Source organism: Bacillus sp. LLTC93 (assembly GCF_002993125.1).
GTDB classification, from domain to species: domain Bacteria; phylum Bacillota; class Bacilli; order Bacillales; family Bacillaceae; genus Bacillus; species Bacillus zhangzhouensis.
Genome location: NZ_PVME01000003.1, coordinates 626,601 through 652,299, shown reverse-complemented (window position 1 = coordinate 652,299; position 25,699 = coordinate 626,601). Strand labels below are relative to the sequence as shown.

The 25,699-nt window shown below is 41.4% G+C and carries 25 protein-coding genes; 14 read left to right on the top strand and 11 right to left on the bottom strand.

Going from position 1 to position 25,699, the window contains the following annotated elements; translation table 11 throughout:
* The first annotated feature begins 69 nt into the window (after window positions 1-69).
* Both C6W18_RS12875 and lepB read left to right on the top strand, forming a co-directional pair.
* Window positions 70-687: a TVP38/TMEM64 family protein gene (locus tag C6W18_RS12875; protein ID WP_105927798.1), complete on the top strand. Its 618-nt coding sequence runs from the start codon at window positions 70-72 to the stop codon at window positions 685-687.
* Window positions 687-1,199 carry a signal peptidase I gene (gene lepB / locus C6W18_RS12870; protein WP_034323614.1) on the top strand — a complete coding sequence of 171 codons (513 nt, stop codon included), beginning with the start codon at window positions 687-689 and terminating at the stop codon, window positions 1,197-1,199. The genes C6W18_RS12875 and lepB overlap by 1 nt, the downstream gene beginning before the upstream one ends.
* A 35-nt stretch (window positions 1,200-1,234) precedes the next feature.
* On the opposite strand, the gene C6W18_RS12865 is transcribed toward lepB, so the two are convergent.
* Complete coding sequence (locus C6W18_RS12865; RefSeq protein ID WP_105927797.1) at window positions 1,235-2,380, bottom strand: AbrB family transcriptional regulator; 1,146 nt, start codon at window positions 2,378-2,380, stop codon at window positions 1,235-1,237.
* Window positions 2,381-2,668: 288 nt separating this feature from the next.
* Between C6W18_RS12865 and C6W18_RS12860 the strand changes: the two genes are divergently transcribed.
* Genes C6W18_RS12860 through C6W18_RS12850 form a run of 3 tightly spaced genes read left to right on the top strand, consistent with a single transcriptional unit; the run spans window position 2,669 to window position 4,391 of the window.
* Window positions 2,669-3,091, top strand: coding sequence for a BlaI/MecI/CopY family transcriptional regulator (locus C6W18_RS12860; protein ID WP_034323609.1), 423 nt, complete (start codon window positions 2,669-2,671; stop codon window positions 3,089-3,091).
* Window positions 3,084-3,923 (top strand): M56 family metallopeptidase, encoded by an 840-nt coding sequence (locus C6W18_RS12855; protein WP_034323607.1) that lies wholly within the window; start codon window positions 3,084-3,086, stop codon window positions 3,921-3,923. The genes C6W18_RS12860 and C6W18_RS12855 overlap by 8 nt, the downstream gene beginning before the upstream one ends.
* Window positions 3,924-3,980: 57 nt before the next feature.
* Complete coding sequence (locus tag C6W18_RS12850) at window positions 3,981-4,391, top strand: DoxX family protein (protein ID WP_034323605.1); 411 nt, start codon at window positions 3,981-3,983, stop codon at window positions 4,389-4,391.
* Between the two features lie 196 nt (window positions 4,392-4,587).
* Here the strand turns inward: C6W18_RS12850 and C6W18_RS12845 are convergent, their stop codons facing one another.
* Window positions 4,588-5,034: a ferritin-like domain-containing protein gene (locus C6W18_RS12845; RefSeq protein WP_105927796.1), complete on the bottom strand. Its 447-nt coding sequence runs from the start codon at window positions 5,032-5,034 to the stop codon at window positions 4,588-4,590.
* 167 nt (window positions 5,035-5,201) lie between these two features.
* Between C6W18_RS12845 and addB the strand changes: the two genes are divergently transcribed.
* Genes addB through C6W18_RS12820 form a run of 5 tightly spaced genes read left to right on the top strand, consistent with a single transcriptional unit; the run spans window position 5,202 to window position 17,306 of the window.
* Window positions 5,202-8,711: a helicase-exonuclease AddAB subunit AddB gene (gene addB, locus C6W18_RS12840; RefSeq protein WP_105927795.1), complete on the top strand. Its 3,510-nt coding sequence runs from the start codon at window positions 5,202-5,204 to the stop codon at window positions 8,709-8,711.
* Window positions 8,689-12,393 (top strand): helicase-exonuclease AddAB subunit AddA, encoded by a 3,705-nt coding sequence (addA, locus tag C6W18_RS12835; protein WP_105927794.1) that lies wholly within the window; start codon window positions 8,689-8,691, stop codon window positions 12,391-12,393. The genes addB and addA overlap by 23 nt, the downstream gene beginning before the upstream one ends.
* Window positions 12,394-12,419: 26 nt before the next feature.
* Window positions 12,420-13,595, top strand: coding sequence for an exonuclease subunit SbcD (sbcD, locus tag C6W18_RS12830; RefSeq protein WP_105927793.1), 1,176 nt, complete (start codon window positions 12,420-12,422; stop codon window positions 13,593-13,595).
* Window positions 13,592-16,987 carry an exonuclease subunit SbcC gene (sbcC, locus tag C6W18_RS12825; RefSeq protein ID WP_105927792.1) on the top strand — a complete coding sequence of 1,132 codons (3,396 nt, stop codon included), beginning with the start codon at window positions 13,592-13,594 and terminating at the stop codon, window positions 16,985-16,987. The genes sbcD and sbcC overlap by 4 nt, the downstream gene beginning before the upstream one ends.
* Window positions 16,988-17,006: 19 nt before the next feature.
* Complete coding sequence (locus C6W18_RS12820) at window positions 17,007-17,306, top strand: HNH endonuclease family protein (protein ID WP_034323589.1); 300 nt, start codon at window positions 17,007-17,009, stop codon at window positions 17,304-17,306.
* Window positions 17,307-17,353: 47 nt separating this feature from the next.
* Here C6W18_RS12820 and C6W18_RS12815 read toward each other — a convergent pair whose 3' ends face one another.
* The 8 genes from C6W18_RS12815 to C6W18_RS12780 form a co-directional block, all read right to left on the bottom strand.
* Window positions 17,354-17,572, bottom strand: a complete 219-nt coding sequence (locus C6W18_RS12815) for a spore germination protein (protein ID WP_003211468.1) — start codon at window positions 17,570-17,572, stop codon at window positions 17,354-17,356.
* Between the two features lie 22 nt (window positions 17,573-17,594).
* Window positions 17,595-18,026, bottom strand: a complete 432-nt coding sequence (locus C6W18_RS12810; RefSeq protein WP_105927791.1) for a spore germination protein GerPE — start codon at window positions 18,024-18,026, stop codon at window positions 17,595-17,597.
* A complete protein-coding gene (locus tag C6W18_RS12805; RefSeq protein ID WP_003210893.1) occupies window positions 18,026-18,202 on the bottom strand; it encodes a germination protein GerPD in 177 nt (58 codons plus the stop codon). The genes C6W18_RS12810 and C6W18_RS12805 overlap by 1 nt, the downstream gene beginning before the upstream one ends.
* Complete coding sequence (locus C6W18_RS12800; RefSeq protein ID WP_034323587.1) at window positions 18,199-18,813, bottom strand: spore germination protein GerPC; 615 nt, start codon at window positions 18,811-18,813, stop codon at window positions 18,199-18,201. Before C6W18_RS12800 ends, C6W18_RS12805 begins: the two co-directional genes overlap by 4 nt.
* A 31-nt stretch (window positions 18,814-18,844) precedes the next feature.
* Entirely contained in the window at window positions 18,845-19,078 is a 234-nt protein-coding gene (locus C6W18_RS12795; RefSeq protein WP_034323585.1) for a spore germination protein GerPB, read from the bottom strand.
* Between the two features lie 14 nt (window positions 19,079-19,092).
* Complete coding sequence (locus tag C6W18_RS12790; RefSeq protein ID WP_003211745.1) at window positions 19,093-19,314, bottom strand: spore germination protein; 222 nt, start codon at window positions 19,312-19,314, stop codon at window positions 19,093-19,095.
* Between the two features lie 127 nt (window positions 19,315-19,441).
* Window positions 19,442-19,603, bottom strand: coding sequence for an aspartyl-phosphate phosphatase Spo0E family protein (locus C6W18_RS12785; RefSeq protein ID WP_008355160.1), 162 nt, complete (start codon window positions 19,601-19,603; stop codon window positions 19,442-19,444).
* A gap of 122 nt (window positions 19,604-19,725) precedes the next feature.
* Window positions 19,726-20,820: a CotH kinase family protein gene (locus C6W18_RS12780; protein WP_105927790.1), complete on the bottom strand. Its 1,095-nt coding sequence runs from the start codon at window positions 20,818-20,820 to the stop codon at window positions 19,726-19,728.
* A gap of 206 nt (window positions 20,821-21,026) precedes the next feature.
* On the opposite strand from C6W18_RS12780, the gene C6W18_RS12775 reads away from it, so the two are divergent.
* From C6W18_RS12775 to C6W18_RS12765, 3 genes are all read left to right on the top strand, one after another.
* Window positions 21,027-21,635: a CotG/ExsB N-terminal domain-containing protein gene (locus C6W18_RS12775; protein ID WP_105927789.1), complete on the top strand. Its 609-nt coding sequence runs from the start codon at window positions 21,027-21,029 to the stop codon at window positions 21,633-21,635.
* A 126-nt stretch (window positions 21,636-21,761) separates the two neighbouring features.
* The gene (locus tag C6W18_RS12770; RefSeq protein ID WP_105927788.1) at window positions 21,762-22,667 is read left to right on the top strand and encodes a fumarylacetoacetate hydrolase family protein; all 906 of its coding nucleotides are present in this window, start codon (window positions 21,762-21,764) and stop codon (window positions 22,665-22,667) included.
* A gap of 91 nt (window positions 22,668-22,758) precedes the next feature.
* Window positions 22,759-23,127, top strand: a complete 369-nt coding sequence (locus tag C6W18_RS12765) for a YisL family protein (RefSeq protein ID WP_034323576.1) — start codon at window positions 22,759-22,761, stop codon at window positions 23,125-23,127.
* A gap of 38 nt (window positions 23,128-23,165) precedes the next feature.
* Here C6W18_RS12765 and C6W18_RS12760 read toward each other — a convergent pair whose 3' ends face one another.
* On the bottom strand, window positions 23,166-23,693 hold the full coding sequence (locus C6W18_RS12760) for a DUF2777 family protein (RefSeq protein ID WP_105927787.1): 528 nt from the start codon (window positions 23,691-23,693) through the stop codon (window positions 23,166-23,168).
* A 154-nt stretch (window positions 23,694-23,847) separates the two neighbouring features.
* On the opposite strand from C6W18_RS12760, the gene asnB reads away from it, so the two are divergent.
* Complete coding sequence (asnB, locus tag C6W18_RS12755) at window positions 23,848-25,689, top strand: asparagine synthase (glutamine-hydrolyzing) (protein ID WP_105927906.1); 1,842 nt, start codon at window positions 23,848-23,850, stop codon at window positions 25,687-25,689.
* The last annotated feature ends 10 nt before the right edge of the window (window positions 25,690-25,699 follow it).

Genomic DNA, 25,699 nt, shown 5'->3' with positions numbered 1-25,699 from the left:
TTTATTTGTATATTTTTATGTTTTCCATGTAAAATGAAAAGTAGACAAACCTTGAAGGAGTCAAATAAGTTGCCATCATTTCTTTCCGTCTTTACTCATGAAAATATCACATCATTTTTTGAGAGCTATAAGGCCTTTGGACCAATTGTGGCCATATTGCTCCCTTTAATAGAAGCATTTCTACCGTTTTTACCTCTTGTTGTGTTTGCTGTGGCAAATGCAAATGCGTTCGGCCTTTGGGAAGGCTTTTTATTGACCTGGATCGGTGCAAGCGCAGGGTCTATCCTTGTCTTTGTACTGATCAGAAAATTTGGGCAGATGAGAATGCTGAACTTTATCAGCAGACACCCTTCCATTAAGAAATTGATGCTTTGGGTGGAAAAGCGGGGGTTTGGTCCGTTATTTATTTTACTCTGCTTTCCTTTCACACCTTCTGCTGCCGTCAATGTAGTAGCAGGCCTATCAAGAATTAGCATCTGGCAATTTTCATTAGCCGCTTTATCAGGTAAGTGTGTCATGCTTTTGATCATTAGTTTCATTGGCTATGATCTTTCTGCTTTAGTAAAGAATCCGTTAAGAAGTGTCTTTGCGGTTCTAGTTATCGCTTTATTATGGTATGTTGGAAAGAGAGTAGAGAATAGGTTGAACATTCGAATGAGCAAGCGTGAGGACAAAGGAGGCTCTTAATGAAAAAGAAGCCATTGCTATGGTTGATGATTATTACATGCATCGTCTTATTGTTCCAAGTAAAGAATTTCATGTTTGTCACGTACAAAGTAGAAGGGGTTAGTATGGACCCGACATTTACAGATGGAACAGAATTATTAATCAATAAGTTCTCGCCAAAACTCACGAAAATTAGCCGGTTTGATTACGTTTTATTTCATGGACCTAAAAATCAAATTTTGATCAAGCGGGTCATTGGGCTTCCAGGAGAAAAGATCAAGTATGAAGATGATCAGCTATTTGTCAACGGTGCAAAGTGGAAAGAACCATACTTAAAAGAGCAGAAAAAACATAAAATGGGGAACGTCCTGACAGGAGATTTTCAGCTGAAAGCCATCACAGGACACGATAAAATACAAAAAAATCATTACTTCGTCATCGGAGATAACCGAATACATAGCTTTGACAGCCGGCATTTTGGGACGATCTCAAAGGACCAAGTAGTCGGTGTAAAGAGGAATAACGATGAATAAAAAAGAGGCGCTCTGCTCATGCAAAGCGTCTCTTTTTATTTTGCAGCTTTATAATCAGTCTGTCTTTTTGCCCAGAAATGATGTAAGAATCGAAAAAACGGTGGCAGCATGGCAATCACAAGAATGATTCTGACGACTTGTACAGCGACAACAAAGGTGGAATCCTCATGAAGTGTGACTGCTGTTGTCGCCATTTCTGCAATCCCGCCAGGCGAAAAAGCAAGAATGGCTGTAATGACAGAAATACCTGTGATTTCTGCTATCGCAATTGAACTGAGAACAGTCGCAGCAATGAGCCCGGCTGAGCTGACGATGGCCACTATTAAGGTGTTTTTTAGCCCAACAAACATCTGTTTATTCATTTTTGACCCGATGGTTGCACCTAGAAATACCTGTGACGCAATATTGGCTTGTGCTGGCCAATAAGGAATCAAATCATGACCTGTGAGCGCACCCGCACCTACTTGAAGGGCTGCGACCCCTAACATGCTGCCGATCAGCCAAGGGGCAGGGAAATGAAGGCGAACCGCTAGGCGTGACATGAGCCAGGCACCTAAGATGAGCGCAGCAGTCCAAGAGATATTTGATAGGGTGAAAACGCCTGATGAGAAGGCGCTGCCCTGTGCTGCTATAGCCGTACCAGATTGGCTTTTTGTATTTAAATAGAACACCATAAATGGGATGGTGAGTACAACCATTAAAACACGTATCGTTTGCACGAGACTCACAACAGCTGTATTTGCTCCAACTTCTTGGGCAATCCCTGGCATCGCGGATAGACCGCCTGGTGCAGTTCCGACAAAGCTGGTGAGCATATCTGTTTTGCTCAGCTTCCATAAGAGAAAGCCAGAGAGCATCGCTAGTAGAATAGAAAAGACGAGCATGAAACTCACAGGAAGCCAATTGTCAGCGAAAATGTGAAGGACTTTCATGTTCATTTTCTGTCCAAGTTCGATTCCGAGAATGAATTGACCAAGGAGTAGCCATCTGCTATGAATACGTAAGGTGTTGTTTTCTTTACGCTGAAACAGGGTGGGGCGGCGCATGGCAATAAATGCAGCTGTGATTAACGTACCGACCATCCAGCCAATAGACATTCCTGTTAAAGACAAAAGAAATCCACCCAAACCGCTTATCGCGATCAGAATCAGATCAGTTCGAAGGCTGTTTCCTTGTTTCATCACATGTAAACCTTCTTCCTATATGTTTGTTCAGTAAGTGAAATGTTGTTATGTTCACTATAATACAAAAGTCTCTATAAATAAAATACGAATTTTTTTACCATTTTCATAAGATTATCTTATCATTAATAGGCTCCATTTATCTTCATGTGAAAATATCGAATTTATATAAATAAAGAGATCATTTTTACCAAAAACAAAAACAATACACAACGATTTTCCCCTATTTTTGTTATCAGTTGACTATCATTTTCAATTACACTACAATGCTTAGTGTGAGGTGATGACATGAAAATTCCTTCTTTTAAATATAATGAAAAGGGATTGAATCGTTTTTTTGGTCCTTTAGAGGGAAGGATTATGGAGATCCTTTATCAAGGCGAGGATATGCCGATTAAAGAAGTACAGCAGAAGCTGTCAAATGAGAAGCCGATTAATTTCAACACGGTGATGACTGTGCTGAATCGCTTAACCGAAAAAGGAATTGTGGAAAAGAAAACAAAAGGGCGTTCATCTATTTATAATCCCATTTTAACAAAAGAAGAATTTCTAAATGAGCAAACAAAGTGGATTACGCAAGGGCTGATGGACGATTTCGGTCCACTGGCAGTGAATCATATGGTGGATGCGATTGAAAGTGCTGATCCTGAATTACTCAAAATACTTGAAGCAAGGCTTGCATCAAAAAAAGAGGAGCAGCAAAATGAATAAAATGAAGTCGAGTCTGCTGTTTTTAGGCGGTATATTGATTGGTTTAGTGATTTTTTATCAGATGGGTTATTATGTGCTCTCGAGCTTTTTTGGCTGGAATCAAGCATATAACCTGATCCATGTGTGCCAGTCTGTTCTCGAATTCTACGGTTTCACTCCTTTAAAATATTTTCTAGATGCTTTAGTTCTCTACACATTGGGATTTGCGGCTTTCTATATGACGAAGCAAATCAGAAAGTATATCCAATTCAAGGGAAATATGATGATGGCAGTCGATCAGGAAACGACCGATTTTCTATCAGAGAAATATGCAAACGACATCATTGTTTTTCATTGTCATGAACCACTTGCTTTTGCAATGGGGATGCTTCATCCAAAGGTTTACTTATCAACGGCACTTATGGACATGCTTGATGAAGGGGAAATTGATGCTGTTGTTCATCATGAATTGCATCACAAATACAGCTATGACCCTTTAAAGTCTTTCGCTTTTTCAATGCTCACAAAAGTGATTTGGTACATTCCAGTGTTAAAGCATATGAGACAAAGTTACTCTGTTTTTCGTGAAGTGATTGCAGATGACTATGCTATTCGGCAGACAGGTACGGAGCTTGGAGTGGGGCAAGCCCTTTTGAAACTCATTAAAAAGAGAACCCAGTTTCAAAAACAAACGAAGTTTGCGGTGTCCTTTGGAGATCGGGCGTTAAATTTAAGAATACAAAAGATCTTAAACCCAACATACAATATACCTTTCAATGTACCACTTATTCCAATCGTGACATCCGCCATTCTCATGGTGGTCTTAATGATTATGCTCAACCTAAATTACTAATTTTTTTTACTTATTCACATTACATTATGTAGTGTAAAAACAGGAGGAAATCACTATATGAAAACGAATCAAGAAATAGGAACACTTTTCGTACGCGTTATCCTAGGTATCATTTTCTTTTTACATGGGCTTCAGGCATATCAAGGAGGCCTAGGGGGTACAGCTGCATTCTTTGGTCAAATCGGTGTGCCGGAATTTATGGCCTATATTGTGAAGACAATTGAGCTAGTCGGTGGAATAGCCCTGATTTTAGGTCTAGGAACACGTATTTTCGCAGCTTTATTTGTGCCAATTATGGCTGTGGCGATTATAACAGTTGGTTTTTCTAGAGGATTTGTTGGCGGTTATGAATTTGAACTTTCTTTATTGGTCATGGCGCTTTATTTGACGCTTAGCGGAAGTAAGGTACTGTCAATTGATGGGTTATTAAAACATCAGCAGCAAAGCAATGAAGCAAAATTTCATTAAAATATCATAAAAAAACTCCTCCTGCCTTTTGTGGTAGAGGAGTTTTTTGTTGGTCAAATCGTCGTTTTCTCGGTTGAAAAAGCGAAAGGTAAGAGAGTTTTTGTTGATGATAGCACTTTATTTCACATGTTGAGTGAACAAAAAGGCATTTTCATTTTTTGACGGAACGTATGATCTCCTATTAAAATAGAACTATCTAAGACACATGGTGCGTTATAAGATATAAAAACCATACAGCATGCTGCTGTTCGTCTTGTGCGATACGTTTCATTAGCTCTTTTGTTCCTTGATCACGGACATAGTCTGATACGCTTAAGTAAAAATCGACCGTTTTTTGTTCGTCTTTAAAGGCAAACATAAGCCCTTCTCTGAATTGATCTGGACAAGGTTCTGTTATGCTTGGTTTGTGGTTTTTACCAGTTAAAGAATAGTATAGTTTTGAAAAAAGTTGATAGTGTCTGACTTCATCCTGGCGTATTTCTTGAATGATCTTTTTCGCCTCAGGATTTTTTGCTTTTTGGGCAAGTTTTTCGTAGCATTGGATCGCAGAATATTCACCATTAAGAGCCTTCTCAAGGTCTGAAATGATTCTTGTGTTTTGGCGCATGTCATAGGGCGAGTAGTCATAGTAACCGTAATACATGATATTGCCAGCCTCCTTTTAGATCATGATGGTTTATGATATGAAAAGAGCTAGGAAAGGTGCCTATTTCTTTTCAATAAAGAGGGAGAAAGGGAACGTGATAGGAAAATAGCTATTTACCTTTATTTTCGCTAGAATATGAGTACATAAGAAAGGTGTTGTGGAACGTGGAGATTCAGTTTTTAGCAGGCAGATCGGGGAGTGGAAAAACGACTGCAATCTTAGAGGAGATGAAAGAACAGCTTCGGCTTGATCCGTTGGGTCCGCCAATCATTTTTTTAGTCCCGGATCAAATGACATTTTTAATGGAATATGAGCTTGCAAAAACGTCTGAAGCTGGCGGAATGATCAGGGCCAAAGTATTTAGTTTCACTCGTCTTGCTTGGTCTATTTTACAGCAGACTGGCGGAGCAAACCGGCAATTTGTTACAAGCACAGGGGTTCAAATGCTTTTAAGAAAAGTGATTGAAGAGCAGAAAGAAAAGTTTAAAGTATTCAAAAAAGCGAGTGATAAGCCGGGATTTGTTGAGCAAATAGAAAAAACGATGGCTGAATTCAAAAGGTACTGCATGTTACCGGAGGATATTGAAAAAATTTCAGCGTCCAGCATGCATTCAGAGTATACAGAAGAAAGACGGGCAGCCGAAAAACTGCATGATCTGCATGTTCTTTATCAGCAGATGGAGCAGCATTTACAAGATGAATATGTGCACTCAGAAGATTATTTGACACTTCTCACGCAGCAAATTCCTTTATCTGATGAACTAAAAGGAGCGCATATTTATATAGATGGCTTTTATCAGTTTACCCCACAGCAGCTTCTCGTCATTGAGCAGCTTTTGCTGCATGCCACAAAAATAACCGCTGCTTTCACAGTAGATCGTTCATATCATGACAAGCAGCCGAATGAACTTGATTTATTTCGTATGACTGGTAAAACGTATTTTCAGCTCTATCAGCTTGCCAAAGAGTGTGGAGCGGCCATTTCTGAGAACATTTTGGAGGGAAATAAGCGGCATCTACATACACCAGATCTAGCTTATTTAGAAAACCAATATGAGCAGAGACCGCAGCAGCCGTATCAAGAAAAAACGCCTCATCTCACAGTATCTAAAAGTGCAAACAAACGGGCTGAAATTGAGGGAGTAGCGAGAGACATTCTTGATTTAGTGAGGGAGGAAGGCTTTAGGTTTCGAGATATTTCGATTGTTGCAAGACATGTAGACGACTATAAAGATACGTTAAAAGAGGTTTTTCGAGATTATGATATTCCTTTTTTTATTGATGGAAATGAATCGATGCAGTATCATCCGCTCATTGAATTGATTCGTTCGAGCATGGATGTCATAAAAGGGAACTGGCGGTATGAAGCGGTGTTTCGCTGTGTGAAAACAGAGTTCCTATTTCCGCTAGAACTCGCCAAAAACAAAGCGAGAGAACAGGCAGATCAGCTTGAAAACTATTGTATTGCTTATGGTGTAAAAGGGGAGCGCTGGACAAACGGCTCACGTTTTCATTACAGGCGATTCCAATCATTAGATGAAGATTTTGGACAAACAGATCAAGAAATTGAAATGGAACAAATGCTGAATGACGTAAAAGAATGGATTGTTCCCCCTCTTTTTCAATTGCAAAAAAGATTGAAAAAAGCACAAAAAGTGAGGGACATGGTGGAGGCCATCTATGTCTTTCTAGAGGAAATACAAGTGCCGGAAAAGCTTGAAAAGGCAAGGCTTGAGGCTGAAGAAGCAGGTAGATTAGCTGAAGCGATGCAGCATGGACAAGTATGGGGTGCTATTGTTCAACTAATGGATGAATTTGTTGAAATGCTCGGAGAAGAGGAGCTCTCATTTCCTTTATTCCAACAGATGATGGATACAGGTCTAGCATCTCTAAAGTTCGCTTTGATTCCGCCTTCACTCGATCAAGTATTTATCGGAAGTATGGATTTATCCAGAATGTATCAAGTGAAGTGCACGTTTATCATTGGTGTAAATGATGGCGTTATTCCGGCGCGGCCTTCTGATGAAAGTGTATTGTCTGAGGATGACCGGGAATGGTTAAAGCGAGCAGGAGCAGAGCTAGCAGAAACAGGAAAGGAACGGCTGCTAGATGAGCAATTTTTAATTTACCAATCGCTATCAAGTCCATCCCATCATTTGTATCTATCCTATTCAGCTTCAGATGAAGAAGGACGTTCTCTATTGCCTTCGACTTTCATCAAGTATTGCCAAGAGCTTATGCCACATCACCAGCATGCTCTTTATGTGTTAGATCCAGAACAGCTGGATGACAAGGATCAATTAAAATTTGTAGCGAATGAGCATGTCTCGTTATCCTATACTGTCTCGCAGCTGCAGCAATGGCTCAATCAATATCCCATCAGTGGCGTATGGTGGAGTGTATATAATAATTTAATGACATCACCCAATCGAGATGTATCAAAAAAGATCATGTCAAGTTTGTTTTTTACAAATAGAGCGAAGCGCTTAAAGCCAAATGTCACAAAAGAGCTTTACGGTGATCATATTCAAGGCAGTGTTTCAAGGATGGAGAAATTCAATGCGTGTGCATTTTCTCACTTTGCTTCCCACGGGTTAAAACTAAAGGATCGACAATTTTACAAATTGGAAGCACCCGATATCGGTCAGCTGTTTCACTCAGCGTTAAAACATATTTCAGATACGCTCATTGAGCAAAAAAAGGATTGGAAAAACTTAACGAAGGAAGATTGTGTCACCTACTCAAGACATGCAATTGAACAGCTTGCCCCGCGTCTGCAAAAGGAAATTTTATTAAGCTCTAATCGGCATGCTTATATTAAAGAAAAGCTTCAGAAGATCCTGATTCGCGTCTCTTCTATATTAAGTGAACATGCCAAATTGAGTGGATTTTCTCCAATTGGGCTTGAGTTAGGTTTTGGAGGTCAAGGGCCTCTGCCGCCGTTTACTTTTCAATTGAAAAATGGCTGCACGATGGAGCTTGTCGGAAGAATTGACCGAGTGGATAAAGCAGAAGGTTCAAAGGGGCTGCTTTTGAGAATTGTCGACTATAAGTCCAGCGAGAAAGGGCTTGATTTAGCAGAGGTATACTATGGCTTGGCCTTGCAAATGCTCACTTACTTAGACCTCACAATTACTTATTCTAAAGAATGGCTAGGCATGGAGGCGACTCCTGCTGGAATTTTATATTTCCATATTCACGATCCGCTCATTCAAGCGACTATTCCGCTCGCAGAGGATGAAATTGAGCAGGAAATATTCAAGAAATTCAAAATGAAGGGTCTATTGCTTGAAGATGTAGAAGCAGTAAAACTAATGGATCAAACGCTTGAGTCAGGAAGATCCCAAGTCATTCAAGCGGGCTTGAAAAAGGATGGATCTTTCCGTTCGGATTCTGCAGTTTTAAGTGAAGATCATTTCCACATACTCACAAAACACGTTCGACGCACTTTTGAAGAGGCAGGGGAAAGAATTACAAATGGTGAGGTAGAAATTAATCCATATAAATTGAAGGATCAAACACCTTGCCGTTTTTGTTCATTCAAGTCTATTTGTCAGTTTGATGAATTAATAGAGGATAATGAATTTCGGGTGCTCACTTCAGACAAAGATGATGTCATGATAGACCGGATCAAAAAAGAAGGGGATCAGTATGCAAATACCAAAACCGAATAACAGTACTTGGACAGATGACCAATGGGAAGCCATCGTTTCAGAAGGACAAGATATCCTTGTTGCGGCGGCGGCTGGGTCAGGTAAAACGGCTGTCTTGGTTGAACGGCTGATTCGAAAAATGACACGGCCTGAGCAACCAGTTGATGTGGACCGTCTCCTCGTTGTGACTTTTACAAATGCATCTGCGGCAGAAATGAAGCACCGGATCACTGAAGCACTTGAAAAGGAATTATCAAAAAACCCTGGGTCCCTTCATATGAGGAGACAGCTGTCACTCATGAACCGTGCCAACATTTCTACCTTGCACTCATTCTGTTTACAAGTTCTGCGCACCTTTTACTATGAGATTGATCTTGATCCAGGCTTTCGTTTGGCCGATCAAACAGAAGGAGAATTATTAGGAGATGAAGTGTTAGACGAGCTGTTTGAAGATGAATATAAGGCTGGAAAGCCAGCATTTTTTGAATTAGTTGATCGTTACACATCTGACCGTCATGACTTAGATTTGCAGTGGCTCGTGAAGAGAATTTATGAATTTTCTAGGTCTCATCCTTCTCCTGAGCAATGGATGCGGGCATTCCTTTCTCTTTATGATGTGGATGCACAAACAAAAGTAGAAGAATTACCGTTTTATCCATATATCAAAGAGGATCTTTCTCTCGTTTTCCGGAGCTGTCAGGAGCTGCTCGAACGGGCTCTTACCCTATCGAAAGAGCCGGGTGGTCCAGCACCGAGAGCAGAGAATTTTATAGATGATTTAGAGCAAGTAAATGAATTAATCAGGCATCAAGATGATTTTGAAAAGCTCTATGAGCTCTTACCGAACATCAATTTTAAAAGGCTAAAGACGTGCAAAGGGGACGAATACGATCCTGTTCTGTTAGAAAAAGCCACAGATGCACGCAATCAAGCAAAAAAACAATTAGAAAAGCTAAAAGATGAATACTTTATGCGAAGTCCTGCACAGCATTTAAAAAGCTTGGCTGAAATGAAGCCAGTTGTTGAGACCCTTGTGGAGCTTGTCATCCAATTTGGAGAACGTTTCGAAAGAGCAAAACAAGAAAAATCAATCGTAGACTTTTCGGATTTAGAGCATTATTGCTTACGGATTTTAGCGAAGCAGGATGCGGAAGGAAATCTGATCGAAACAGAAGCAGCTAAATACTATCAACAGCAATTTGAAGAAGTGCTTGTTGATGAATATCAGGATACAAACCTTGTACAAGAAACAATTTTAAAGCTTGTGTCTAAAGGGGAACTTCCTGCAGAAGGCAACCTTTTTATGGTTGGTGATGTAAAGCAGTCCATTTATCGGTTTAGACTTGCTGAGCCGATGCTCTTTTTAAATAAATATAAGCAATTTAAAACAGACAGCAAAGACACAGGTAAAAGAATCGATTTAAATAAAAACTTCCGAAGCCGATCTGATGTTTTAGACAGTACAAACTTTCTGTTCAAACAGCTGATGGGGGAAACAGTTGGAGAAATTGAATATGATGAACAAGCTGAATTAAAGCTTGGAGCCAGTTTTCCGCAAAGCGAAGATACAACGACAGAAATGCTCCTTGTCCATCTAGATCAACATGAAACGGAAAGTGATGAAGAACGAGAAGAACTAGAGACTGTGCAATTTGAGGCAAGGGTCATTGCAAAGAAAATAAAAGAATTGGTTGAACAGCCTTTTCAAGTGTACGATGCAAAACAGCAAATGACCCGCAACTTGCAATATCGAGATATCGTGATTTTGCTTCGCTCTATGCCGTGGGCTCCGCAAATGATGGAGGAATTAAAGAAGCAGGGAATCCCTGTGTATGCGAATCTTTCCTCAGGCTATTTCGAAGCAACAGAGGTGTCTGTGATTCTTTCTCTGTTAAAAGTAATCGATAATCCATATCAGGATATCCCGCTTGCAGCTGTTTTAAGATCACCTATTGTTCATTTAGATGAAAATGAAATGGCACTTATTAGAACGAGTGATAAAAAAGGAACTTATTATGATGCTGTGAAGGCATTCATGAGTGTAACCCATTCTGATCACCCTACATGCAAAAAACTAGAGCGATTCTTCCAATTGCTGCGTAAGTGGCGTGATTTCTCCATGAATCACTCGGTAGCAGAATTGATTTGGGAAGTGTACCGCGATACTCAGTATGTAGATTATGTTGGCGGGATGCCTGGTGGAAAGCAGAGGCAGGCGAATCTTCGTGCTCTTTATGATCGAGCAAAGCAGTATGAAAAGGCTGCCTTTAGAGGACTGTTTCGATTCCTTCGTTTTATTGAAAGAATGCAAGAGCGTGGAGATGATCTTGGAGCAGCGAAAACGTTCAGTGAAACAGAGGACGTTGTTCGTATGATGACGATTCACAGCAGTAAAGGTTTAGAATTTCCAGTTGTCTTTACTGCAGGACTCGGCAGGAACTTTAATATGATGGACTTAAACCAGTCCTACTTGCTCGATAAAGAACTAGGCTTTGGAAGCAAATATATTCATCCAGAGCTGAGAATTAGTTATGCGACATTACCGCTTGTGGCCATGAAAAAAAAGATGAGAAAAGAGTTATTATCTGAAGAGCTAAGGGTTCTATACGTGGCGCTTACAAGGGCCAAGGAAAAATTATTTCTTGTCGGCTCCGTCAAAAATCAGATCAAAGCATTAAGTAAATGGCAAAATGCCGCAAATGGAGAAGAGTGGCTCCTCCCTGATTTTGAACGATACCAAGCCAAAACTTACTTAGATTTTATTGGACCTGCTCTCATCCGTCATCAAGCGATGTCATCTATTTTAGAAGAAGCAGGCGATGTTGTTCTCTCGCATCCATCATCATTCACCATCTCATTCACTCAAGCCTCAGATCTTCTAAAAGAAGATGTGTCACTTGAAAGGAAGCAGCACGACGAAGTGGTACAAGCGTTAATGGAAGGTCTTCCTGTTGAAGGACATGGTGATTATGAAGAGGAGGTTGCCGAGAGACTCTCATGGAAATACCCATATGTAGCGGCCTCACAAGTCGGTACAAAGCAGTCTGTCTCAGAGATTAAAAGGATGAAAGAAGTACAGGATGAGTACAGTGTTCCTGCTTCTATTCGAAAAGCTCGTGCAACCTTGTATGACAGGCCGGCTTTTATGAAGAAAAAAACACTCACTGCAGCAGAACAAGGTACTGCGATGCATACAGTCATGCAGCACATTCCCCTTCCTTCAGAAGAGCCTTATGATGAATCTCGTATAGAGCAGCTGCTCGATTCCTTAAAGCAGCGAGACTTACTAACAGATGAGCAAATCCAGTCTATTGATCGAGAAGGGATTATGTCCTTCTTTTCTACTTCTATTGGTCAAAAACTGCGGAAAGCGGACTGGGTGAAACGAGAAGTGTCATTTAGTATGATTTTACCTGTCAAAGAGGTGTACAGTCATATTGATGCAGAGGATGAACCTGTGCTTATTCAAGGAATGATTGATTGTTTGTTTGAAGCAGATGGAAAGCTTTATTTACTTGATTATAAAACAGATAGAGTGCAAGGCAGATATTCAGGCGGACTAGAGGTTGCCGAACCGATTTTGAAAAAGCGCTATGAAACCCAATTAGCGTTATACGCAGCAGCAGTAGAACGTTTAACAAACAGAACATTAGAGGAGAAAATTCTCTATTTCTTTGATGGGAATTTAGAAATTTCTTTATAAATGTATCGGAATGAGAGGTGAATCACATGAGGATTTTGCATACGGCGGATTGGCATTTAGGGAAAACCCTTGAAGGCCGAAGCCGGCTTGACGAGCAAGCTCAGTTTTTAGATGAACTGTATCAAATCGTCAAAGACGAACAAATTGATGTCATTGTGATGGCTGGAGATGCCTTTGATACAGTGAACCCACCTGCTAGAGCAGAGCAGCTTTTTTATGAAAGTCTATCTGCATTATCTGATAAAGGAAAGCGTCAGGTTGTGGTCATCTCAGGTAACCATGATAATCCGGATCGCTTATCAGCCGCATCTCCTTTAACAAATGATCAGGGAATTCATTTAATTGGCTATCCGACAAATGACATCATCCGCGTCAATGTTCCTTCTTCAAGTGAACGTCTATCCATTGCAGCACTTGCTTATCCGTCCGAGGCGAGGCTAAATGAGGTGCTGGCTGAAACATTTGAAGAGAAACTGCTTCGTGATCATTATAATTTAAAAATACAACAAGCGTTTCAACATTTAAGTGCTCAATTCCAAGCTGATACGGTCAATATCGCAACGAGCCATATTTATGTGGCAGGAGGAAGTCAAACAGATTCAGAAAGACCGATTGAAGTAGGAGGTGCATATACTGTTGCGGCTGAAAGTCTGCCCGAGGCCGCTTGTTATGTCGCACTCGGTCATTTGCATCGTCCGCAAACAATCAAACGTGCCAAAACGATTGCCCGTTATTCTGGATCACCGCTTGCTTATAGCTTTTCAGAGTCAGGCTATGCCAAATCAGTCACCATTGTAGATGCAAAGCCTAATGAAAAAGCAAGCTGGAAAGAAGTGTTTTTATCAAGCGGTAAACCACTTGTGAAATGGAAGGCGACTGAGGGGCTGAGTCAAGTACACGAGTGGCTAGATGAGAAACGGGATCTTCATGCCTGGATTGATTTAGAGATTCATTTAACAGATCAACTGTCCATTGAAGAGATCCATCAGCTCCGAAAGCAGCATAGTGGTTTTGTCCACATTAGACCAAAGTTCAAAGAATTACAGCAAATGGAAGAACGGAAACAAGTGGAAAAGCTCTCAATCGAAGAGCGGTTCGTGAAATTTTATGAGCGTCAGACAGGTGGCGGTCTGCCTGATGAAAAAACAGTCAAGCTGTTTTTAGAGCTTGCCAATGAAATGCAAGAGGAGGAAGCGACTTGAAGCCGATCACGCTAACCATTAAAGGACTTCATAGCTTCAGAGAAGAACAAACCATTGACTTTAGCTCTTTATGTGAAGCGGGTGTGTTTGGCATTTTTGGACCGACAGGAAGCGGAAAGTCATCCATATTAGATGCCATGACACTAGCACTCTATGGCAAAGTCGAACGTGCGTTAAATAATACACATGGTATTTTGAACCAAGCTGAAGAAAAACTGTCGGTTTCCTTTACATTCGCTTTGCAAAAGGAGCATCACATTTCTTATAAAGTCGAACGTGCTTTCAAGCGGGCAGATGAAATGAAAGTCAGAACGTCATTATGCCGCCTGATTGAAATCAGTGATACGCAGACAGTTCTTGCAGATAAAGCGAGTGAGGTCAATCGTAAAATAGAAGAATTACTCGGATTAACAATTGATGACTTTACGAGAGCGGTTGTCTTACCACAAGGGAAGTTTGCTGAATTCCTTTCATTGAAAGGAGCCGATAGACGCCAAATGCTTCAGCGTTTGTTTAATCTAGAAAAGTATGGTGATCAGCTCGTTAAGCGTTTGCGTGCAAAGGCTCAGAACCGGTATGGGCAGAAAAATGAACTGCTGGCTGAACTGAATGGTTTAGGAGAAGCTGGCCCAGAGGCATTAGCAAAAGCGAAGGAAGGCGCTGAGCAGGCAAAGGTCATTTTTCTTGAGAAAAAACAAATGCGGGACGAAGCGTTAACTGCTTTTACAAAGGCACAAGCGATTTGGCAGTATCAAAAAGAACAAGAGGCGTATGAGACTGAACAAAACAAGCTCAACCTGTTGGTGCCAAAGATGGAAGAGAAAAAAACTCAACTCAACATCGCGGAGCAAGCAGAGTCATTAAAGCCCTATGCGGATGCATTAACAAAGGCTGAACAGCAGCTTTCCCAAGCGTCAAATGAGAAGCAGGAAGCAGAAAAACAGTTACTTCATCAACGAACGATCTATGATCAAATGACGCAGGAATATGAGCGAGCACGTCAGAAAAAAATAGAGACTGAGCCAGCGCTTCTTCAAAAGAAAGAACAGCTGATTCAGTTAAAGGAAATTGAACGGAAAAAAGAGGCGGCTCTTCAGGAAAAGACGGGACTAGAGCAGCAAAAAAATGAAAAAGCGCAGCAATTGATACAAAAAAAAGCAGAAGCAGAGAATCTCCAATCTCTATTAGAGCGTGCACTGACGAAACAAACACAGCTGAAGCGTGAGCTGGAGCAATTACAAGTCTCTGTAAAAGAGCGGAAAAGTGTACAGGAGGCTTTGCGTTTAAGTGAAAATGTGCAAAGAATCAATCAGAGCATTCAAAAGGAAGAACAAAAGATTGGGGAGCTAAAAAAGCGATCCTCACAGGCTGCAGAAGCTTATGAAAAGCTTCAAAAACAGCAAAAAGATTCTCATGAAAAAATAGACCAATCGTTTCAAGCGATTGAACAACTTTATTTTTATGTATGTGAATTTGAGCGAGCTCTTACAGAATGGAGTAAGAGAGAACAAAAGCAGAAGCTCGAAAAATTAAAACAGCGTGATGCTGTAAGGGCAGCAGAATTAAGAAAAGAATTAGCGGCAGAGCTAGTAGATGGTGAGCCATGTCCCGTTTGTGGGTCGATTCATCATGATCCAAAGGCTGCGATAGCCAATGACCATGAAGAAACTGTTGCCCAAATCGATGAAGTCATTCAAAGAATAGACAAAGAGCTCAAGCAAGCAGAGGAATATGCTAGAGACATGTATGCAGCAAAGCAGCTGCTAGAAACGCATGCCAATCAATTAGTAAAGCAGTTCGCCTTTTTATCTCAAAAAGCCCCCGGTGCGGAAGTAGCTGCAGCAGTAGAAACAGTGCAAAATCCGCAGTCCTTGCATCATCTGATTCAAGAATGGAAAGGCATGAAACAAGATATTCAAGAAGTTGAACGTAAACGTGCTCGTTTAATGGATGAAACCCATGATCAAGCAGCAGAGATGAGCAAAATGGAAGAGCAATTGACATTTGAACAGCAGCGTATTCAAGAATTAGAGGTGCTGATCAAGGAGCTTCAATCTGAGCTTTCAGAGCAAACAACACAATTTGAGCAGGCTTTCCCGCGCTTTACATTGAGCCAAGTGCAAGAGATGCAAAAGCAAATAGATGAAAAGGACCAACAAGCAGAAGGTTATAAAGAGCGTATTGAGAAAAGTATTTCGTTTTTAGAAGAAAAACAGCAGATAAAAGAGCACCTGCAAACAACGATATACGATGTAGAGAAGGAGCTTGATAAACTAGCGCATCAGCTAGAAAGTCAGCAGAAGCTCATCCATCAATATGAAACAGATATAGGACGATATCCATTAAAAGCAGCCTCTATTTCTGATGAACTCATCGAGGTTGAACAGTCTCTTGCTCATCTAAATGAGACAGAGCAGCAATCGTACCAGCAATTAAAGCATGCGCAGCAACTGTTTAGTGAGGCGCAAAGCCATTTTTCAAGCAGTGAGCGTCAACTCCAAGAGGCTAACCGGCGAAAACAAGAAGCTGAAGCAGCATGGCAAAAAGAAACAGAGTCTTCTCCTTTTCATAAGCCAGAGGAGATTGAGTCTGCTTTCATGGATCAAGCATTACGTCATACGGTCAAACAGGAAATTGAGGTATTTGAGGATAAAAGAAAGCAATGTGCTGCAAACTTAAAGCGAATTTCTGAACAGCTGAAAGATGAGTCACTAGATGAAGAGCAGTGGACAGATGTTCAATTCAGAAAAGAAGCGGCAGAAAAGGAATTGGAAGAAGCGACAGTGATGAGCGGGTCTGCACATGAACACCTGCGTGTGATTGAAGAAAATCATCAGCGCTTTGCAAGTATTCATGAACGCTTGGAAGTACTGCAACAAGAAATTGATCGGCTCGATAAGCTGCAAACCGTTTTTAAAGGGAATACGTTTGTTGAGTTCTTAGCAGAAGAACAGTTAGAAAGTGTCAGCCGTGATGCATCAGCCCGTCTTGGCATTTTGACAAGACAAAGGTATGCAATTGAAGTCGACTCAGAAGGTGGCTTTGTGATGCGTGATGATGCCAATGGCGGTGTCAGACGCCCGGTGTCCAGCTTGTCTGGCGGAGAAACTTTCCTGACGTCATTGGCGCTTGCGCTTGCTCTTTCCGCACAAATCCAGCTGAGAGGTGAGTTCCCGCTGCAATTCTTCTTCCTTGATGAAGGATTCGGTACACTCGATCAAGACTTGTTGGATACGGTAATTACGGCACTAGAGAAACTACAGTCTCAAAATTTAGCAGTTGGCGTGATCAGCCATGTGGAAGAATTGAAGATGAGACTGCCGAAGAAACTGATTGTCCATCCAGCAGATCCAAGCGGGAAAGGGACAACGGTATCAATGGAATTAATGTAAATGTTGAGGTGATGACAGGGTGGCAAAGCAAACGATTGGATTATGTGAGCTGTGCGGAAGACAAGATGTCTTGCTCACGGAACATCACTTAACGCCAAGAGAAGAAGGTGGGGCATTTTTACCAACTGCCTTCCTGTGCATCCCTTGCCATAAACAAGTGCATGCCCTCTTTACAAACCAGGAGCTTGCCGCACGTTTGAACACGCTTGATGCGCTAAGACAAGATGAAAAGCTTGTTCCGTACATCAAATGGATTCGAAAACAGCCGGCAAGCAAGCTGGTCAAAACAAAAAAATCGAGACAACGCAGACAGAAATAAGCATAAAAAAGCACTCCTCTAAATGAAATGGGTATAGAGGAGTCGCTTTATGCATTGCCTACCATATTCTGATCATTTAAGTCAGGATCCACATAGTTGGTGGCGCTGATGCCATTATTTAATATCAAGAAATCTCCGGTATTCCCCGCTCCAGAGCCTAAAGCAGATTTTGACGAACTTTTAGGCGAAAGGTAAAATGAGTCACCGACGTTTACGACGCCTCCAGAAATAGAGTTAATGTAAATGGGTCCGACAATTGCTGGCATAATCGACATCCTTTATTCGAAGTCATATCACCATCATATGCGCAGGTAGGTCCACTTGTGAGTTTGGCGGACTTTCGTCGTTGCTAAATAACTCTCGAATATGCTTCACTCGCGCTATGCCATTCATTCTACAAGTAGAACCGATTTGATAGACAGAGGACGATGATACCCCTTCTACATGTATCGAAGAAACTTTAATCACAGGCTTTTCATGGTAAAATGCCGTTCTAACTGATCGTTCTGGCAGCATCAATGGAATCGGCTCATAATACACTTCAAATTCTTTCGCATTTAAGTTTTCTGCTTCATAGCCATAAAACAAACTAAGCGTCCGTTGAACAGCTAACACCTTGACCTTCGGGCATAGCTCCTGTGTATCACCAATTTGAACGACACTCGAAATCCCGACAGAATTCACCTTCGAGAACTTCACTTGAGATGTGCGCTTAATCATTATCGAGGTGCCAGAGGAACAAACGGTCCAATGATAAGAGATTCTGGCGGTGTATCGAAAATCGAGGATAATTGTACATGGTCTGTGTCCCCGATGATGAATAGGGAAGAGGACGATACCCCAACTACTTTAATGCTTCCGGTCTCGATGTTGCGGTTGACAACTGTGAAATTCATCCGTTTTCCTCTCCTTTCGTTTCACTTGGAATATGGGCTAAAAAATGCTCAATCGCCCGCTTCACATCATGCTTCACATATTCAGCAATTTGCTCTGAACGCTGCAGCGGTGTCATATCTTCACGATGTGGCAGCTGTCCTGCATAGTATTTGATCCTGCTGTCAATTTGTTTTCGAATGTCCTCAATGATATGGTGTTTATTGCTTTCATCAAGAGAGCCTTCATATCGCTGCTCTAGTTCTTCAAGAAGTTCTGGTGCTTCTTCATTTAAGAATGCATCGACAAGCTGGCGTGTTTGATTGAAAAATTGATCAGCCATTTCTTGCTGCATCATTCCAATTCCCGGGGTTGTTGTTTGGCCCACTTCAAAATTTTGAACACTGTTTGGATCAGATGGATTGAGGCCGATATTCAATGTACCTTCCAGCCGCTCGATTTTCAGTTGATCAAATTGATAATCAATCCGTTCAATATTCGTTGTCGGTTTGTCTTTGATCATTTGCATTTCCTGCTGAAGCTCGTTAAGCCTTTTTTCAAGCATCATGATTTGCTGTGTTTGTTTTTGAATGATGCCATACACTTGTGAAGCGTTGCTTTGATAGTCATACATTTACATACACCTCCGGGGATTGCAGATGAACTTAAGTTGTTGGTGACTGAAGCGGTACAAAAGGTGCTGTGCTTGCGCCTTGAGATTCTTCAATTCCTTGTGAGCCTGCTGCGGCAGGTGCTGATTCTACGTAGCTGCCTGTGTTATACAGGTTGGAAAGCGCCTTGATTGATCCAGCACTCCCAATTTGCAGAACAGATGAGTTACTCACAGACTCCACGCGTAAATAATTAATTTGTATCGCTTGATTAATATAGAAGTTCAACGGATTCTCACTCCTTACAAGTTACCAACAAGCGGTTGATCAATGACATCACTGTCGTACGTATTTGTTACACTCTTATAGTTGCTGATGCGCAATTGATCACCAGTGTTAAAACTGCCTGCGCCAGCAAACGTTTTAACCTGACTATTTGGAGAAATGGTGATGCAGTCTCCAACATGAACGACTCCGCTCGTTCCGACGGCATTTACTTTAAAGGCTCCAACAATAGCCGGCATAGCGGTGCACATCCTTTATAAAATTAGGGCGCTTTGTTTTTGGGCGTTTCACCATAGCTTATGATGGGTCTTTTAATGTGTGATTGTCTTTTTAAAAGCTTTTGATGAGAGGAATTAGGTGTATGGTTTACCCTTTATTCGAGCATTCTTTAGAGGTGTATTTGATGCCTTTATTTAAGAGTGTGTCAAGCTCTTGACTGCACCTGATGGTTTCTTCAGCATTCATACCGAATTTTTTTGCAGTCTCAATTAAATGTAATCTTTTTTGTTCAATTTCATAATTGATCATAACGGACGCCAACTCTCACATTTTTTATCAAATAGAAGGATATGGTTAGTATACCCTATTTTTCTATAAAAAAAGCTGTTTCGTCAATATGAGTAATAAAGTGACAAAATTCGAAATTGTCCTCACGTTCCAAATGTCTCTTTTCTAATCTCAGCCTGTAAATAACGTCGTCTTTTGTTGATATACTGCCGGATTAACTCTCTCTCTGACTGTAGTACTTCTTTTCGATCTTTCGTATATGGATCGTCCCCGATTCGGTACTCAATCGAGTTATGCCATTTCTCGATGATTGGACAGAGACGGTCCTGTGAAAAATGCGTATCTAGTACATGCTGGAAAAGAGCATAATAGGCTCTCTTGAACGAAGGAATATCTAGTAATCTAGCAGTTAATGTATTAAATCCGCTTACTGGGATATAATCGAACGCCATTTCTTCTCCATGGATGTCACGGCCCCATGTCGCATCATAATCCCAAGGAAGCACTTGAAATCTCCCTTGTTCATTCACATAAAGAGCGTAGTTATGAACAAAGCCATCAAAATTTTGGGTGCACACCACACCAATGAGCCAGCGGAAATATTGTGTCACATCAAGGTATTGCTCGATTTTTTCTGCAAATACGTCGTCTGTTGCTGTGTTGAGAAAGTAAATAAATTCGCTCAGTTGCTCGTCATGTCTTGATGTACCCGTTTTTTTCTCGTACCCGAGAAGAAGATGCTTTTTGGGCTTTTTATCAAACGAACTCAAAAGGGAGAAATTAGCGTCGTCATCTACTGCATAATAAATACCGCCTCCTGATAGCTGCCGTTTTTGAAGAAATAACTCATCGACGGATTCTATTTTTAAATAAATGCCCTCTTTTCTTCCGTTAATGGTCAGGAATACATGAGAAGCAGCAGGGCTTAGCACCCCCATCTGCTCGAAGAAATAAAAGGACAGCCTGTTTCGAATAAAAGAAGGGTCATTGTACTCTGCATTTAAATGAAAGATGGATTCGCCTTGTCTTTGTTTTGGCTTTCGATATTCAATTTGATAGGACTTTTTCTTAAGCTTTCTAATGTGTGACCCGCGGTATGAAGCATAAATATGTGATTTGATTTGGCCTGTTTTCAGAATCGCCTCAACAGGTTCATCGTTCCAAATGTCTTTTTTTAATTCAATCAGGTCCTTAGGATGAATCCACATATCAAGTTGTTTTAAAGGTTCTGTGCTCATACGTTCATCAGCCTCCTATATGCTCTTCTTTACGATATGAAAATGAAGGAATGTCCTGTACCGGCTGGTAGGTGTTCATGGAGTTTTAAAAGAAAGAGGCATTCGTCACGAACACTTGTCTACCGAGTCTCGTAACATAAAGCAGAGAAGATAAGCAGCTTTGTCTGTTTGTTTTGTCGAAGCATAGACTGGGAGGGGAATTGTTCGTGAGTACATTTGATCATTCACACATTGAACATGCAGTGGATTCACTTCGAAGTGAGGGACGTGATCATCACTTAGATCGTGAACCAGAATCGAGACGTTCGCACAAATCAGCTCGTTCTCGTCATTCAAGTCGCCATCATTGGTTCTTTGGCGGATGCCGTAAATCACGCCGTAGCAAAAAAAGCTACAGAAGCTATCGCTCGAAGAAAAGCCATCGTTCAAAGAAAAGCTATCGCTCGAAGAAAAGCCATCGTTCAAAGAAAAGCTATCGCTCGAAGAAAAGCCATCGTTCAAAGAAAAGCTATCGCTCGAAGAAAAGCCATCGTTCAAAGAAAAGCTATCGCTCAAAGAAAAGTATGAAGAGTAAAAAATCTTACAGAAGCAAAAAGAGCGAACCGAAAAAGTCACACCGCAGCAAGCACAGATCTCATCATAAGAAAAGCTGCCGCAAGTCACATCGCAGCCATCGATCTAAGCGTTCTCATCATCACAGACGAAGTCATTCTTGCCGAGGATGCGGAAAGAAAAAGCATCATTCCCGAAGCAGAGGAAATGTTGATCGTAAATGGGATCAAGGGAATATGTGGGAATATCGACGCTACCGCTAAACATGAGGTCATCATTTTTGAAACCCTTTTTAAAAGAGAGTATGATAAAAAAGGGTTTTTTTTATTTCGTAGAGAAATAAAATGAGACATCATAACTTAGCGAAATGAAGATTGCGAGGGGAAGACATGAAGTTTTTTACAGGTGAGATACATAACAGGATGTTTATTGGGGTGGTCATTGATGATGAATGGGTGATGGACGTTAAAAAGGCAGAGGCTAAATTATTTGAGCTGGAGACATTGCCAAACTCTTTAGCTGAATGCATCAACATGGGGGACAAGTTTGTCGAACACGTCAGACAGCTTCTTGATTGGGCTGAGAAAAAAGAAGAAGACCGCGGCTCTTATGTATATCCGCTTTCTGGGGTCAAACTCCATGCACCGATTCCAAAGCCAGCTAAAAACATCATGTGTGTCGGGAAGAATTATCAAGATCATGTCTTGGAGATGGGAAGTGCTGCAGATATTCCTAAAGACGTGATGATTTTTACAAAGGCACCTACTTCAGTGGTTGGACACGAAGCGGACATTCTTCTTCATGAAGATGTGACAAGTGAATTGGATTACGAAGGTGAGCTTGCCATCGTCATGGGGAAATCAGGGAAGAATATTGCGCCTGAACAGGCCCGCGATTATATCTTCGGTTACACCATTTTAAATGATATAACGGCAAGAGATTTGCAGAAAAAACATAAACAATTTTTCATAGGCAAAAGCTTAGATACATCTTGTCCGATGGGACCTTATATCGTCCATAAGTCAGTGATCGAGGATCATGGAGCACTCCAAGTGGAAACAAAGGTAAACGGAGAGGTTCGTCAGTCTGCCAGTACGGAATTAATGATCTTCCCAATTGAGGACATTGTTTCAACTCTTTCAAAAGGGATGACGCTAGAAGCAGGTGACATCATTGCAACGGGTACACCTTCTGGCGTTGGAAAAGGCTTTGAACCGCCAAAGTTTTTAGCTTCAGGAGATCAGATTGAAATCACGATTGAACCGATTGGGACGTTATCGAATCGCGTCAAATAAAGGGCTGTTGACACAGGATTGTCGCTTTGTGTTCGACTTATTTCGTGGTACGATGAGAAGGTACTTGTTCTGATAAAGGGGGAAATAACAGATGGGGACACATTTACATATTACAGCGTGGGTGCTAGGGATTATTTTATTCTTCGTGGCCTTTGCTCTAGCAGGTAAAAATGACAAAGGTGCTAAAATTGTGCACATGATCGTCAGACTACTCTACTTGCTCATTATTGCAACAGGCGTAGAGCTGTATGTTCGCACAGGAATGAAAATTCCAGGTTTCGGGGGCGAGTATATCGGCAAAATGGTACTCGGTATCCTTGTGATCGGTTTCATGGAAATGGTTCTTGTACGCAAGAAAAAAGGAAAATCAGTGACGGGTGTATTGATTGGTTTTATCGTGATTGCGATTGTGACCATTCTTCTAGGTTTACGTCTGCCGATCGGTTTCCATATCTTTTAATATAAAAAGGGCATTGCTTATAGGAAGCAGTGCCCTTTTTATGTGACATCAAACGTGGAAACCGACCGGTGACCGTCAGAAGTGGTCCATTCAAAACGCATTCGGCCGGCGGCAGGCTCATGGTGGCATTGAAGTGCTAGCGATTGTGTATCTGCTGAAAACTGAAAGAAAGAGACGCATTGAAAAGCATGAAAGGAGGAGAAGACACAATCGTAGACGGAAAAGCCCAGCTGTTCTACTTGTTCTATGATTTGATAAAAGACGTTTTCTGGTACGAACATGAGTAAGTCAAGCCAACCTTTGGCAAGAGATGCTGTATATTGAATCATTTCACCGCCTTGTACTTCCAGCAACTGCCCGTTTTCATGAAGAATCATAGACCCGAGCAATTCTCCTTTTGTCCATCGGTCATTTTCTTTCAAACAGATCATAGAGCTTTGAAGACTTTCTGGCAGCATGATCTCTCCTTCTTCATCTTCGATCAGGCAATGCCCATTTTCAATCAGTAAATACCCGATACACCACCTTCGGTTAGAGCGCTCAAGATGCTTCATTCGTTTCTCCATTGGCAAAAGCTCCTTTCCTCTTTCCTTTCTTACCAAATGATGCTTGTCCTATACTCCCGGAAAAAAGGACAAATCAACTATCAAGGAGACGATGCATAAACTAAGAAAGGCTGAATGAGAACACTTGATGAAAAACGGATGGGAGCTGATGATGATGTGTGGAATAACAGGCTGGGCAGACTTTAAAAAGCAGCTCATCCAACAGGAACATGTAATCAATCAAATGACAGATACATTATCTAAAAGAGGGCCAGATGATACAAATACGTGGAAAAATGAGCACGTTCTTTTTGGGCATAAAAGGTTAGCGGTTGTAGATGTAGAAGGTGGAAAGCAGCCGATGACTTATACACATCAAAACCATGCTTATACGGTTGTATACAATGGAGAGCTCTATAACACGGAGGACATAAGAAAAGAATTATTAAAAAGGGGGCACCGCTTTCTTGGGCATTCTGATACAGAGGTTCTTCTTCACGCCTACACAGAATGGAAGGAAGAGTGTGTCACCCATTTTAATGGTATTTTTGCATTTGTGATCTGGGATAGTGAGCGTGAATTATTATTTGCAGGGAGAGACCGGCTCGGCGTCAAGCCATTTTTCTATACAGAACGTCATCATTCCTTTTTATTTGGTTCAGAGATCAAAGCCCTTCTTGCTCACCCTGATATGAAAGCAAAGGTCGATCATGAGGGGTTATCGGAGATCTTTGGCTTAGGACCGTCTAGAACACCAGGGCAAGGGGTATTTAAAGGTGTAAAAGAGCTGAGACCTGCACATGCTTTGACCTTTTCAAAAGATGGCCTGCGTGTGTGGAGGTACTGGAATGTCAAAAGCGAGCAGCATACAGACTCACTTGATGACACCGCTCAGCACGTCAAGCATCTCTTTACAGATGCTGTCACAAGACAGCTCGTCTCTGATGTGCCTGTTTGCACATTTTTATCTGGTGGCGTTGATTCTAGTGCCATTACCGCCATCGCCGCCAAGCACTTTGAGAAAATAGGGAAAGCGCCGCTTCATACGTATTCGGTTGATTACGAAGGAAATGACCAATTCTTTGAGGCAAGTCAATTCCAGCCGAATGCTGACGGTCCTTGGATTGATCAAATGACCAAAGCATTTCAAACGAATCACCACAGCAGTGTCATCGGGCAAAAGGAACTGGCTTCGTATTTGAAGGAAGCGGTTGAAGTTCGAGATTTACCGGGCATGGCAGATATTGATTCTTCCTTACTTTGGTTTTGCCGAGAAATTAAAAAGGATTTCGTTGTCGGCCTATCAGGTGAATGTGCTGATGAAATATTTGGAGGCTATCCGTGGTTTCATATGTCAAATGAAACGAATGGTTTTCCTTGGATGAGATCGACTGAAGCCCGCACGCAGCTTCTTCAAGACTCGTGGCAAAAGAAGCTATCACTGAAGGAATATGCGCGAAGCAAATATGAAGAAACCGTGGCAGAAACACCTCTTTTAGATGGAGAAACTGGAGTAGATAAAGCCCGGAGAGAACTTTTTTACTTAAATATGATCTGGTTCATGACAACGCTGCTAGATCGAAAAGATCGAATGAGTATGGGCGCGAGCCTTGAGGTGCGTGTGCCATTTGCAGACCATCGCCTTGTCGAATATGTTTGGAATATTCCTTGGGAAATGAAAATGCATGGAAATCGTGAAAAAGGGGTTTTACGAAAAGCATTAGAGGGAATTTTACCGAATGAAGTGCTTTATCGCAAGAAGAGTCCTTACCCGAAAACGCATCATCCAGCCTATACCCAGGCTGTGAAAGAGATGTTAACAGATTGCCTTGCGCAAAAAGATTCTGTGCTTCATGAATTTTTAGATCCACATCAATTGAAACAGCTGATTGAAACTGAAGGGGCTTCCTTTCAAGTGCCTTGGTATGGCCAGCTAATGAAGGGCCCGCAGCTAATTGCCCATCTGGCGCAGATTCATCATTGGTTTGAAACATATCGAATTGATATAGACGCGTAATAAAGGGTCG